We start from the raw sequence: 13,910 nt of genomic DNA on the forward strand, positions 1-13,910 counted from the left end.
CATCTGTGGAGAATTTAATTTAAGAAGGACTCGCATTCCAAACGATCAAACCTGATTTATAATGAGTCATTAACCGGGAATTAATATCAGCCATTAAACAAACCAAATATCTCGCGGCAAAAGTGTTTGAGCTTTTCTGCTGATTCCGCCGCGGGCTCAGTTTCCCCCACAAAACCCCAATTTTCCACCGTAGAAAAGCGCCACTGTTGACCAGTATGATCGTAACCTGCCGCCTCAACCCCGATCGCCCGCCGAGATTCTTCGACCGGATCTTGGTAAAATCGGATTTGGATCAAAATACTGCGGCTTTGCAACAAGCGACTTCTACCGGGAAAATGGAAGCCAATATCGATCGACTCTGGATCGACAAGTTCCCTAGTATCCTCGTCATTCATCCAAGGTTTTAAATCAACTTTTGCATCCGGAAATTGGGATTTGAATAAATTAACAACCGCAGCAATTTTGCTAGCTAATTCTATATTTCTGGCTTGTTCGGCAGCGTTCACTGGAAATACTCCTATCAAATATAGTTATTACACGATTTAGCTAACAATGTAACTGCATATTGCCTGCTTTAAACCAATACGCTTGGAATCGGCCCGCTCCCCCCTAAACTCCCTTAAAAAAGGGGGGAACAAGAAAGGTCTCAAAGTCAACCCCTACTCCCCTTATTAAGGGGGATGCGAGGGGGATCTCCGGGCAATAAACAGTTGTACACAAAGACGCGTTACAGCCAACTGTTCAGGCAAAAAACCCGGTTTCTTCGGTCACATCCGTTACATCCGTCGAGCGAATCCGTTGCCGAACTTCTTTCTGCTATATTTTCCCAGGATGAATGAATTTTAGTCGATCGGCACTTCGATCGCAAATTCCGTACCCGCACCCAACACAGACTCGCAAGTCAGCTTACCACCGTGGGTTTCCTCCACAATTTGGCGGCTGATAGAAAGCCCCAAACCAGTACCCTTCCCGACTCCCTTCGTAGTAAACAAATGGTCAAATATTTTCGCCCTCACATCCGGCGACATCCCTCCTCCGTTATCTTTGATGCGAATCACCACACTCTTGTTATCCGGCGAGACATGGGTGATAATGGCGATCGTATTCGGTACAGCCTCAACAGAAGCATAACTGCGACCCTGATTGAATTCGTCAAAACAGTCGATCGCATTTGCCAACAAATTCATAAACACCTGATTCAGTTGTCCCAAATAACACTTTACTTTCGGGATACTTCCGTACTCCTTAACCACTTGAATCAGCGGACGCTCTGAATTTGCTTTCAAACGATGCTGTAAAATCATTAAAGTGCTATCAATCCCTTCATGGATATCCGCCGACACTTTGTGGCTGGTATCCCCACGGGAGAAGGTGCGGAGAGATGTGCTAATATTGCGAATGCGATCGCACCCAACTTTCATCGACCCCAACATTTTCGGCAAATCTTCTATAAGATACTCCAAATCAATATCCTCAGCATCCTGTGCGATTTTTGAGCTAGGATCGAGAACTTCTTCCTGATACAGTTGCAAGTGGTTAATTAAATCGCCCACAGCCGCAGTAGCTTCGGTAATATTTCCCGAAATAAAACCGACGGGATTGTTAATTTCGTGAGCGACACCAGCAACCAAATTGCCCAAAGAAGACATTTTTTCACCTTGAATTAATTGCAATTGCGCTTGTTGCAATTCGGCAAAAGACTTTTCTAACTGTTGGGATTTTTCTTGCTCGCGCGCGTACAAACGAGCATTTTCAAGCGCAATTGCGATTTGACAAACTAAAACTTTTAAAACTTCTATCCTGTCTGTAGTAAAAGCTGCTGCTGCTAACTTATTTTCCAGGTAAATAATCCCTTGCAACTGGGATTTATAAATAACTGGCAAACACAGAATTGATTTAATTTCAAATTCTCTAATGTACGTATCCGCATTAAAAGGTGCGGTAACATTCGCATCATCCAATACCAGAGGCTTTTGAGTACGGAAAACATAGTTTATCGCAGAAATCGGCAAATCTTGACTGTTTTCAAATGGGATAGATTGCAAAACAGTGCAAGTGGAATCTGTAGAATTTCCGACAGCTTCGATGTAGAGTTTATTCTCTTTTAGCAGCAGCAGCACGACTTTTTGAGCCGCCGCATTTTGTAAAATGATTTTGATTAATTTTGTCAGCAAGTTTTCGAGAACAATTTCACTATTAATCGCTTGCGAAGACTTAATAAAAGTAGCCACGTCTAAGAAATCGCCCAAACCGTTGCTGGTAGTATTTCCAGTGGTAGTGCGCGTGACATCGAGGGTGCGAGTTTCTGATGCGCGCGTTTGTGCTACTAAGAAAGGATGTATGGACTCTAAGTGTTTAACTTTCGCTAGAGCTCCCCAGCGGATGTAGCCATAATAAGCTTTCGTCAAATATGCTTGAGAAATTATCTGTTTTCCCAAACATTGATAGAATTCTCCGGCTAACTCACAGGCTAATGCTTCCTCTTGAATGTAACCATTTTTGGCAGCTCCGGCAATTGCGCGATCGTACAATTGCATTGCTTGGGTATCGTACCCCAACACTCGCGCTTTTTCGGCTTCTACCAAGTCGTATTTGTGTTCATAATTCATCGGAGCATGAACAGCCCATTTTTTCATTTTTGTTTGATTTTTTACCAATTTTTTCAGATATTGCTTTTGCTCTTGTTTGTTTGCTTGGGCATACAAAGCGAGGAGACTGAGAGAAGAGTAAAAATTATTCATCGAAACTACATAAAATCCGGCTGCGACTTCTTCGTGTTTCTCAAACAAACGTGAAATTTCCAAGGCTGAAACGTAATTTTTAAACAAAAAATTAAGCTGAGTTTTGAGATGATAAACTAAACAAATAAAAGTGAAATTTTTAGCTTCTATGAAAACGGGGAGCGTTTCCAGTTCATTAAATATCTCCCCGACTAAAAGGCATGGATCGACAAGTTCACCGCGCAAATTCAGCGCGGTCTGCCTGCATATGCTTATATAATTTACAGCCGTTGGTAGTTGACATTGCTGCATGAGTTTCACATACTTACCAGTTTCCTCTTCCAGCAAATCGAGAGGCGCCCCAATCCACATTTTGTTAGCGCAATATTCACCTATAGAATAACCAGCATACTCCAAATTTCCTATTTCCATAGCTGTTTCAAAACCCGACTTAAGCATAACTAATCCTGACTTGAGTTCGGCTTTTAAGTGGTGAATAAAAGTACCAAAAACCGCATAAACTCTAGTTTCGTTAGAACGAGATGGAAATTTGTCTAACAGCCTAATTGCCAGTTGACCGAATTGGTAGGCTAAACTAATATCCCCTAGCCTGCACATAACTACGCCATAATAAATGTAGGCGACACTAGCATCAGGAGAATTGCCATATTTAATACACAACTTGACCATCGTAAATATTAACAGTGGAAACAGTGGCGGCTTAGCCTGAAGAGCACTCCCGAGAATCCCGGATAAAATCCGTATCGCTGCTTGTCGGTTGGGATCTGTCATATCTGGCAAGTTAGCTAAATCCTCAATGCGTTTGAATCCCAAGCTCACTTTTGTGTCTATCAGTCCCGCCATAATATTAATCGGCTTGGGGTTGAGAGGAAAATTAATGCCTAGCAATTGCAGCACTTCCAGTCCTGTATTTAGTGATTGTACAAGTCTATTTTGAGCATTGTAAGACTGAAATTGAAGTTCATACGCGTTTACTTTGTCCAGTAGAGTTTGGGCTTGTTGTAGGACAATATCGATGATATTTTTAGAAATTTCATAGTTGCTGTTTAAATATTCAGCTTCGGCTGTTGACTCGTAAATTGCTAACGTTAAGTCATACTGACTTTGCCAACAATCCGCGGGCAATAATTGCATAGCGACCCGCAAATACCTGACAGCAGCTTCGTAAGCATTTGCCGCTTTTGCCTTGCGTCCCGCAGTTAAATTTAATCTTGCTAACTGCGTCTTTTCGGCGGGATTTTCAATCGTATCAATTCCCACATTCAATTGATTGACAATATCAAAGATGTTTTCTTCGAGCTTTTCTGCTGGAGTGTTGTGTAAAAGTAATTGACCGATTTTTAAATGGGTGGATTGCTTTTGGTTTTCGGGAATTAGGGAATACGCGGCTTGCTGGACGCGATCGTGCAAAAATTTGTAACTAACCCGCGAAGTGTCTAATTTGAGGTCGATCGATTCAGCGCGATCGAAAACTAAAGGAATGCGATAAGCATCGCTCAACGGCAGAATTAACCCTGCTTGCAAAGCTGAATACAGTTCAGTAGCTGTAACATTCGCTGACTCTTCCCTGACAAGTGACAGCACATCGAGAGCAAATTTATCGCCCACACAAGCTGCTAACTTCAACACTTCCTGCGTGGTTGCGGGCAACTTTTCAATGCGAGAAGCTACCAGTTCTACTACACTTTTATCCGTGATTCCAATTGCTTGAATTTCATCGATACTCCAATTCCATCCTCCTTTCCCTCCTAGATAATCAAAGTCAAATTTTAAAAGGTTTTCTTGATAAAGTGCTTGCAAAAGTTGCGTCAAGAAAAAAGGATTTGCTCCAGTTTTATTGTAGATTAACTCGGCTAAATTGTTGGCTTCTTCTGTGCGATCGTTTAGCGTGTCAGCGACTAATTCAGTCACATTTTTTAATTCCAGCGGTTGCAATACAATATTGTTGACAACCGTACCCGTTTTTTCAATCTCTTCTACAGTGTGAATTAAAGGATGAGTCGGACTAACTTCATTATCTCGATAAGCGCCGATGAGCAATAAATATTGCTGATCTGGGTCAGTTATCAGTGTTTGCATTAACTTTAATGTTGCTGAATCTGCCCACTGCAAATCGTCTAAAAAGATAACTAGCGGGTGTTCTTTTTGGGCGAAGACGCGAATAAATTCTTTGAATACGCGATTGAAGCGATTTTGCGATTCTACAGGGCTGAGTTCTGCTACTTCTGGCTGTTTACCGATAATCAATTCAACTTCCGGAATTACATCGGCAATTACTTTGCCGTTAGTTTCCAAAGCTGTTAAAATTTTAGTGCGCCATGTTTCTAATGAAGCTGCGCTTTCTGTCAGCAACTGGCGCAGCAATGAGTTAAATGCTTGGATTAATGAGGCATAGGGAATGTTGCGTTTGAATTGGTCGAACTTCCCACAAATGAAGTAACCTTTCGACTTGGTAATGGGTTTGCTAACTTCGTTGACTACGGCTGATTTGCCGATACCTGAATAACCAGAGACTAGCATTAGTTCGCTGGTTCGTGATGGTGGCGAGTTTTGTTCGGAAGTTGTTTGTTTTTCTAACAGATTGTTGGGTGAACCCGTCCCTAAACGTTCAAATGCTGCTAGCAATTGATTAACCTGACTTTCCCGCCCGTACAATTTTTGGGGAATTAATAGTTGGCTGAGAATATCTAAGCGGCCGGGGATGAAATTTGCTATTTCGCCTGTGGTTGCTAGCTGATGCAAACAAGTTTCTAGGTCTGCTAGCAATCCCGCGGCACTTTGATATCTGTCTTCGGCATTTTTTGCCATCAATTTCATCACAATCTCTGAGATTGTGGCGGGGATTTCTGGATTAATTTGATGGGGAGAAGGTGCTTGGACTGCGATGTGGCTGTAAACTATTTCTAAGGGGTCGTTGCTAGGGAAAGGCAATTTTGCGGTCAGCATTTCATACAAGGTGATGCCGAGGGAATAAAAGTCGGTGCGGTAGTCGAGGGTGCGGTTCATTCTCCCGGTTTGTTCGGGTGACATATAGGCTAATGTGCCTTCAACGCAGTTGGGATTGTTGAATTGTGGGTTTTCTTTGTTGAGTTTTGTGGCTATGCCGAAGTCGGTGAGTTTTACTTGTTTTGTTTGGGAGTTAATGATGATATTGCTAGGTTTGATATCTTTGTGAATAATGTTTTGTAAATGCAGGTATTGTAGGGCTTTGACTATGGGGATTGCGTGGTTTAAAGTTGCCTGAGGGCTCAATATTTCTCTTTCTAGAAGTTGGGCAAGGGATTCGCCACCAAAGTCTTCTAATACCAGTCCTAATCGGTTGTCAAAGGTTTCGAGACTGATGGCTTTGACGATTTGTTGGCTGTCTAAATTTTGGCGAATTTGATATTCGTGCTTCAGTCTGGTAATGGCTTCGAGTGTGGGATATTCGGCTTTGAGGACTTTGAGAATTATGGTGGCGCCTTCTGTGGGTGTTTGGGCGCGATAGATGATTGTTTCGACACCTTCGTGCAGAGTGGAATTGATTTGGTATTCTGATAATGTTAACATAAGTTGACTAAAAAATAAAGGCTATAATTATCAGTAAATTAACACTACTTGAGCTTAAATTGGTGTGATTCAGATCCTGTATTTTTGGGCGCTGATAAATGACAGGTCAGAGCCTAAGTAAAAACACGGTACTGTTGATTATTTTCACTGGTAAGGTGCGCATTGCGCACCCTACAATTAAGGTAATTTTGGGGCAGATCAATCGCTAACAACTGTAACTTCGCGGTATTCCGCAAGAGATTTGGTATCCGGTAAAATACGGACGCGGGCGAATTTTAAACCGCTGACTCCTTGCAGAGATTCTACCATGCCCGTTTGCACTTTTGCTTCGACCCAACCTTCGCGTGACAAGTAGCGCAAGTATTGTTGGTACTCTTCCCATTCGTCTTCGGTGGAATAAACTACGGTTAGCATTCCTGATTGGGTAATTCGCTCTTGTGCGTCTTTGTCAACGGCTTTTTCGATGCGCTTTTTGACGAGTTCGTAGCGGATGTCGCGAGTACCTTTTACGTCGAACATTTTTTCGGTGTTTTCGTTGTGAAAAATGTCGATGGTGGTATTTTGTACTAAGACTAAATGGGCTAGTTCCATGTTAATTTGAGACTCGGATTGCAGGCGAAAAACTGTGCGGCCGCAGTCGCAAATTGCTCGCAGTTGTTCGTACCGCAAACTGTGCAAATGAAACTGGCTGAATTTGGGATCGATCGACTTTCCGACATAAATCATGTGATCCATGCCGTCGGTGCATTCGATGTCGCAGTAGTGGGGAAGAATTTGCTGCATTTTTTCTTGCCATCGGGCCCAGGTTTCTTGGAGTTTGGTGCCGATTAGGTTTAGCATTCGATCGTAGCGGTTACGATCGCTATAAACGCATTTATGTTCGTTTTCACAGGCGGCTCGATAAGCTTCCACTGCTGCCTGAACCCTTGGGCCGCACTGCACAAAGTAGTCAAAATACACTTCTAAACGGTCGTTTAAATACTCGGCTGCTCTCACTTCCATATCGACTGTTACTTTTTCTTTTAAATGCTCGATGTAGTCGAGCAAGTCGAGCCGCAGTTGCTCGCCGAGGTGGGTAGTTTGTGTTTGACAAACGGTATCGGCTATGGCTAAACCTAGGCGGAATTGTTCGAGCAAATCTGTTTGAATGGCTCGGTTTCTTTCGTCGCTGGAACCGCGGATGTCGGAAATTCCGTAGAGCGGATGAACGTCTGCAAATACGATCGTCTCTTGGGGCAGTCCCCAACTTCGCCTTTCTGCTTCTTGAGCGAAGCGCCACTCGACTGCGGGGTGGATGTTGTGAATGTGGGTAAACCGCTGCTGGATGGCTTGCCGCAGGGCTGCAATGAAGGCGGGAATGAGTTCTTGGGCGTGTTGGGCGTCAATGTTGTTGAAGTGGTTGGCCCGATCGCACAACAGCCCCACCACGCCCAAAATCCGCAGCCCGCAGCCCTCGCGGGTAACTGATTTGACTACCAGGGGCACCAGCAGCATTGACTGAGTGCCCATTTTGCGCAAAGTTCGCTCGCACTCGGTGCGGCACTCGCGGCGCAAGTCTGGGACGTTCCAAACTTGATTTGCTGCGGTGGCCTTCATAAAGTGAGAAGATTCTAGGGAGTCGATTGAATAAACAATCGGCTGCAAATGTTGACCGTCTTTGGCGACTAATAGCTGTACCTGTTCGCCGTCGGGGCGCATTAGCAAAGTGCCGTCAGCATTAAAGAGCGATCGCAAACAGCGATCGATTCTCTCAAATTTGTCAGGGCGCAGCATGGAATCGCGATCGATCAATAACTGAGTCAGGCGGCGAATTTGCTCCTGTACTGTGACATCAAAACCTTCTAGCAGCAGCAAACCTTCGACGCGGTAATTATCTAAATTTAGGCGATCGGCTAAAGTTCCCAATTGATTAGGCTGCATCAGCCAAGCTTCCCGTTCTGCAACAGGCATTAAATTTAAGGGAATATCTGCAAATTCATCTTTTTTTGAATTAATTCGAGTAATTTTTAACTGTTCCGAACCAAGCCAAAATTCAACAAATCTAGATTCATGCTGTTGCGGATTTTTAATGCTCACCGTGACAGGTTCATCTAGCACCCGCAAACTATCGAGGTCTATTTCATAAAATTGCTTAAATACCCAGTGTAAAAGGTGGCGGCGGTACAATTGCTCTGCTATTTTAGTATCGCACTCCTCGAACAGTGCCAGCAGGCTGATGCCAGTTTCTGCAAACCAACCGTTGGTAGATTGAGTTACCAAAGGCGTTCCCTCCCAACCTGCCAAGCGACAAAATGCCGCGTTAGCATAACGCATGGCAAAAGTTCCCGGTTCCATGACTGCAATTAAAACACGGCGATCGCCGAGAAATTGAAACAGTCGCTCTAAATCTTGCTTCCAAGTTTTCAAACGTTCAATTTCAGTAGATTCACTGGGTACTTGGGCCGCTAAAGCTTCTAGTATCTGTTCCATGCTTGGTTCCGGCAGATTTTCACTGTGCGGATCTGTGGGAACGATACCTGCTGTTGGCAGTGATTTTACGGAGTTGTTGTTTTGATGGGCCGAGGATTTAGGAGTAGACATGAGTAAAACACCTGAAAGCAGTGGATTTTGTTAAACAATGCGAGCGATCGGCGATTTATTGCTTTGTCAAGAACTTAGAGCTTGTTTGTAAAGTTTGTGTGTAGGTATCGAAAACTAGGTGTTTTCTCGGACAAGCTGCCCCGAAACTTTTACTTTTCTTCACAAACAACCTCTCAGTCTCGACGTTATAGGTGATATTAACGTGTTTGCGACCTGGCGGGTAATACCCATTATAAACGGTGTGCCGTAACGGATAGTATCAGGGACTAATGCTATTTGAGTCAGAGAGGAGATATATAGCAGCTATGGGTTGAATGAGGAACAGGCCCGGTAATTGGGAATTTGGAATTGGTAATTAGTAATTCTGCCCCCCGAGCGAAGTCGAAGGGAGGTAATTGGAAAGCAGGTTGCGAGTCACTAATTTAGCAAATAAAAATTTACTAAAAACCCAAAAGTTTGCTATTTGGCAAAGGAATAATTAAAATATATAATACACCTAGGAACACTTTTAAAAGGACATAGATATGGCTTTGACGATTAACAATCTCATCGGCGATTTGACTGGATTTCCTGTATTTGCTGGCGGCGGGTCGCGTCTTTTGGGATTCCCTACATCAGATGAGATTGACGTAGAGGATGGAAATTTGTCGTCTTTTCCCTGGGGAGTTTGGGGACTAGACGGCAACGATACTATAGGAGGTTCGTCGGATTCCAACGAACGCCTATTAGGAAATAACGGCAATGATGTTATCGGGGGTGGCGGCGGAAATGACATCATTTACGGCGGGAAAGATAACGATATTCTAGACGGAAATGAAGGCAATGACGTAGTTAGGGGTGACAGCGGCAACGACCTGATCTTTGGAGGGCCCGGGAACGACATTTTGCGGGGAGGGCAAGGAGACGACGATTTAGAGGGCAATGACGGCAACGATTTCTTGGCGGGCGATCGGGGAATTGACGTGCTGACGGGAGGCCCTGGTGCTGACGTATTTGTGCTCAGAAGCAACGAACAATTTGGAGTCAATGGAGCCGATGTCATTACAGATTTTAGGTTTGACGATGGCGATCGCATTGGTTTGACAGATGGTTTAACAGAACTCGATCTTGTGTTTGAAGACGACAATTTGATTGCTTACGACAATGACGGAATTATCAACGATATGGTGATTCGCAACCGCAGAGACGGACAGATTTTGGGCGTTGTTTTAAACACCGATAACTTTGAACTTGTCGGTGCATTTGAACAGGCTAGTCCGTTTGCTTTGGCAGTTAACGGCTCTCAATTCCAGTTTTTGGCTTAGTTATTTGTAGGCGGATTTGAGGGGCGATTTCCTACGGGATGGCTGCAATTCACGGTTTTTTTTGAGTGGAATATGCGAGCGATCGCTGGTGTTAACAAATCTTTCCCGCAGTCCGACAATCCGGCAGGGGTTTAAACCCCTGCCTCATAGCTAAAGTCCTCTAAAAGAGGACTGATGAATTGTCCAGCTAATAATAAATTTATTAGTTAACAATGAATTATTCAATGAATTATTTAGTCCTCTTCAGAGGACTTTTGCTATGAGCCAGGGGTTTAAACCCCTGGCGGTATTTCGGGTCAGAGCGGTATTATTGAGATTTCATTTAGATATTGTTTATGCTAATTTAGAAGTAGCAACTCACACTCGGGGAAAGTATAAATGACCGCTACAATTCACCCCCAATTGACTGCACTCCCGGAACAGCGTTTGACTTTGCCGCTATCAATGACTTGGGAGCAATTCAAAGCCCTTGATTCCTTGCTAGAGTATTCTCGTAGTGTTCGCTTGTCCTACCTCGACGGATATGTAGAAATTATGACACTTTCGCCGGAACACGAAACCACTAAATGCCTGTTGGCAGGAATGTTAATGATCTTTTTCGTAGAAAAAGATATTAGTTTTAGACCGACCGGAAGTGCTACACTCCAAGGGGAAACAAAAGACAGCAGCAAGGAACCAGATTTATCTTACTATTTTGGCGAAGACCGACGGCAGCGAGAAACACCCGATTTGGCGATCGAAGTTATTTTTACCAGCGGAACTATCAACAAGCTGGAATATTATCGGCGGTTTAACATAGCGGAAGTTTGGTTTTGGGAAGATGGAGTATTTTCGCTTTACCAACTGAACTCCGAGGGTTACGAGTTAGTTTCTCGGAGTATGTTGTTGCCGGATTTGGATATAGAATTGCTCAGTCAGTGCTTGCAAATGTCGGAGGAAAAAGAAGCTTTGAAATTGTTTCGGAATGCAGTTCGAGGTTGTTAACCTAGAAAATCTACAACTCAAATATGGCAAACTTACGAAATGTACGAATTGTCAGAAAAATCGCGATCGTCTGAAAACCTCCGCCGTTTCAAGCCCGCCAACATTTCATTTTCGCCTATACTATTCGGAGTATAAAAAATCTCACTCTTGTGAAATTACTTATGAATAGGAGTTATTCGCGGTTTGATTCCCTCACCAGCATCCTCGCAGGAACAGTAGCGGTAGCAGGAATAGTTGTTTTTGCAGCAGCACCCGTTTTCGCAAAAACTCCGCAAGAAATTGCCCAATTAGCTGAAGCTGTCACCGTTCGGATTGATATATCGGAGCGCGATGGTGGGACTGGATTTATTATTGCAAAACAAGGTACAACATACACTGTCCTGACAGCTAACCACGTTGTTGCAGATACTAAACTTACCTATACGATTCGCAGTCATACGGGAAAAAGATATCAAGTAACCAGTTTTAAGCGATTGCAAAAAAGCGAGAATGAGCCGGATTTAGCAGTTGTAACATTTAACAGTACAGATTCTTATCCAGTTGTTACTCTAGGCGATTCCGAACAAACGATTGCTGGTGCGTCAATTTTTGTGTCTGGTTATCCAGGTATTCCAGAAAGCAGAAACTACCAAAAAGAGCGCAATTTTGAGTTTGTGCCGGGCTTCGTTACCAGCCGGATTTCAAGTCATCCCCAAGGGTATAATTTGCGCTACAATGTTGTTACGAAAGGGGGAATGAGCGGCGGGGCTGTATTTGATGCTGAAGGGCGTGTTGTGGGGATTCACGGAGAAGGCGATCGCGATTACGATGCTGTCACAGACGGAAAAGTCCGCACAGGTTTAGCATTTACTAAAACAGGATTTAATTCGGCAATTCCTATCAACACATTTCTATCTAAATTGTCACAAGCAGGGTTAAATCGATCGGCACTTTTGATAAATACCTCTCCCACTGCTACTGCACCTCTGAAACTGAACAATCCGCAAGATGCTAAGACTTATTACGTTCGCGGTTTAACTCGGTTTGACAAGGGAGATTTGTCAGGGGCTGTTGCTGATTTTAACCAAGCGATTCAAACTCAATCGGATTATTCAGAAGCTTATTTTTATAGAGCACTGGCTTATTTTGATTTGAGACAAATGCCCAAAAGTATCGCTGATTATAGCAGAGCGATCGCCCTAAATGCCAGTTATGTCGATGCTTACTACAATCGGGGGCTGGTGTTGTCGGCATTGGGCGATAAACCGGGGGCGATCGCCGATTATACTCAAGTCATCCGCTTGGATCGCAACTTTGCCGCAGCTTACAACAACCGAGGATTGGCGCTTTCGGACTTGGGCGATCAAAAAGGGGCGATCGACGATTTCAATCAAGCGCTGCAAATTAATCCCGGTCGCGCTAACACTTATTTTAACAGAGGATTGGCGCTATTTCGCATCAATAACGATCGCTCAGCCTTAGCTGATTATACTCAAGCAATTCAACTCAATCCCAGTTATGCAAAGGCTTTTGCTAACCGAGGAATTACGTTGGTGAGAATGGGAGATACCAAAGGGGCGATCGCAGATTTGCAGCAAGCGGCTAATTTATTTAGGGATCAAGGGATGAATGCAGATGCTGAAAAAGCATTAGATTTGATTGGTCAACTGCAAAAGTAGTAAAATAAAGGATTAAAAAGATGAGAATACTGCAAGATAATATCGCTCGGGCCCGAAAGACCGCCAGGGGTTTAAACCCCTGGCTAATAGCAGAAGTCCTCTAAAAGAGGACTGAATAATTCATTAGTCCTCAGTCCTTTTTTAGGGGTTTAAACCCCTGGCTAATAGCAGAAGTCCTCTAAAAGAAGACTAAATAATTCATGAGTCCTCAGTCCTCTTTTAGAGGACTTTAGCTTTGAGGCGGGGGTTTAAACCCCCGCTTTCCCTGCGGGTGTGATGCTAAGTTGACACCAACGATCGCGACCTTGTGCCCCTAACCAATAGCTCGATCGATCTGCTACGATGGTGCATATCTAATAATTTTCCAGAATTATGAACTATGAACACCCAAGAACTTCGCCAGCAGGTAAAGGAATACATAGATGAATTGTCTCCTGAAAGACTGCTCGTTGCTGCTGATTTCTTAGCTTATTTAGCAGAACGTGAAAGCAATCTAGCAACGGAAGAATTATTGCAAATTCCTGGTTTTATAGAGGCTTTTAATAAAGCCAAAAAAGATGTAGCAGCAGGTAAGGTGACTTCCGTTGAGCAACTCAAACGAAAATACTGAGCCAAATATTGATTTATATTCAGTTGTTGTGAGTCTTGATGGTGGGGAGTTTTTTGAAGCAGCATCAGCGTCACTGCAACGGAAGCTGGATAGGTGTTTTGAGATGCTGAAAATCAACCCTCGCACTCATCCAAATATTAAGATGCTCAAAGGTGACTTGGCTGGATATTATCGATATCGGGTTGGAGATTATCGGGTGGTCTATTATATTGATGATGAACATAAACAGGTATTTGTGACTATCATCGCTCATCGCCGTGAAGTTTATTAGTGCGATATATGAAGTAGGACATAGATACAAAAAGAGGACACAGCTTAAGACTGAAATCCTTTGTATCTCTCGTTTGTCGCCGAGGCCAGATCCCCCTAAATCCCCCTTAAGAAGGGGGACTTTGATAGGAATCTTGTCCCCCCCTTCTTAAGGGGGGTTAGGCAGGGTGGATTAATTGTCAGGGGGGAATGTATGATAGAAGACGTAATCAAG

8 protein-coding genes are annotated in these 13,910 nt (G+C 43.6%); 5 read left to right on the forward strand and 3 right to left on the reverse strand.

The window, feature by feature from the left end:
- Positions 1-86: 86 nt before the first annotated feature.
- The 3 genes from QT974_RS06515 to QT974_RS06525 form a co-directional block, all read right to left on the reverse strand.
- On the reverse strand, positions 87-506 hold the full coding sequence (locus QT974_RS06515; protein WP_333467708.1) for a hypothetical protein: 420 nt from the start codon (positions 504-506) through the stop codon (positions 87-89).
- A 336-nt stretch (positions 507-842) separates the two neighbouring features.
- Positions 843-6,290 (reverse strand): trifunctional serine/threonine-protein kinase/ATP-binding protein/sensor histidine kinase, encoded by a 5,448-nt coding sequence (locus QT974_RS06520; RefSeq protein WP_333467709.1) that lies wholly within the window; start codon positions 6,288-6,290, stop codon positions 843-845.
- 198 nt (positions 6,291-6,488) lie between these two features.
- Positions 6,489-8,870: a GAF domain-containing protein gene (locus QT974_RS06525; protein WP_333467710.1), complete on the reverse strand. Its 2,382-nt coding sequence runs from the start codon at positions 8,868-8,870 to the stop codon at positions 6,489-6,491.
- 524 nt (positions 8,871-9,394) lie between these two features.
- On the opposite strand from QT974_RS06525, the gene QT974_RS06530 reads away from it, so the two are divergent.
- The 5 genes from QT974_RS06530 (at position 9,395) to QT974_RS06550 (ending at position 13,697) form a co-directional block, all read left to right on the forward strand.
- Complete coding sequence (locus QT974_RS06530; protein ID WP_333467711.1) at positions 9,395-10,174, forward strand: calcium-binding protein; 780 nt, start codon at positions 9,395-9,397, stop codon at positions 10,172-10,174.
- Positions 10,175-10,552: 378 nt separating this feature from the next.
- Positions 10,553-11,158, forward strand: coding sequence for a Uma2 family endonuclease (locus QT974_RS06535; protein ID WP_333467712.1), 606 nt, complete (start codon positions 10,553-10,555; stop codon positions 11,156-11,158).
- Between the two features lie 161 nt (positions 11,159-11,319).
- On the forward strand, positions 11,320-12,816 hold the full coding sequence (locus tag QT974_RS06540; protein WP_333467713.1) for a tetratricopeptide repeat-containing S1 family peptidase: 1,497 nt from the start codon (positions 11,320-11,322) through the stop codon (positions 12,814-12,816).
- Between the two features lie 379 nt (positions 12,817-13,195).
- On the forward strand, positions 13,196-13,426 hold the full coding sequence (locus tag QT974_RS06545; protein WP_333368617.1) for a hypothetical protein: 231 nt from the start codon (positions 13,196-13,198) through the stop codon (positions 13,424-13,426).
- The gene (locus tag QT974_RS06550) at positions 13,401-13,697 is read left to right on the forward strand and encodes a type II toxin-antitoxin system RelE family toxin (RefSeq protein ID WP_333467714.1); all 297 of its coding nucleotides are present in this window, start codon (positions 13,401-13,403) and stop codon (positions 13,695-13,697) included. Before QT974_RS06545 ends, QT974_RS06550 begins: the two co-directional genes overlap by 26 nt.
- The last annotated feature ends 213 nt before the right edge of the window (positions 13,698-13,910 follow it).

It is taken from the genome of Microcoleus sp. BM001215392, from assembly GCF_036700185.1.
GTDB lineage: Bacteria > Cyanobacteriota > Cyanobacteriia > Cyanobacteriales > Microcoleaceae > Microcoleus.

What these genes read in the sequence shown, in the direction of transcription:
- QT974_RS06530 (WP_333467711.1), top strand. Translation starts at nt 9,395, where the DNA reads ATGGCTTTGACGATTAACAATCTCATCGGCGATTTGACTGGATTTCCT.
- QT974_RS06535 (WP_333467712.1), top strand. Translation starts at nt 10,553, where the DNA reads ATGACCGCTACAATTCACCCCCAATTGACTGCACTCCCGGAACAGCGT.
- QT974_RS06525 (WP_333467710.1), bottom strand. Translation starts at nt 8,870, where the DNA reads ATGTCTACTCCTAAATCCTCGGCCCATCAAAACAACAACTCCGTAAAA.
- QT974_RS06545 (WP_333368617.1), top strand. Translation starts at nt 13,196, where the DNA reads ATGAACACCCAAGAACTTCGCCAGCAGGTAAAGGAATACATAGATGAA.
- QT974_RS06540 (WP_333467713.1), top strand. Translation starts at nt 11,320, where the DNA reads ATGAATAGGAGTTATTCGCGGTTTGATTCCCTCACCAGCATCCTCGCA.
- QT974_RS06520 (WP_333467709.1), bottom strand. Translation starts at nt 6,290, where the DNA reads ATGTTAACATTATCAGAATACCAAATCAATTCCACTCTGCACGAAGGT.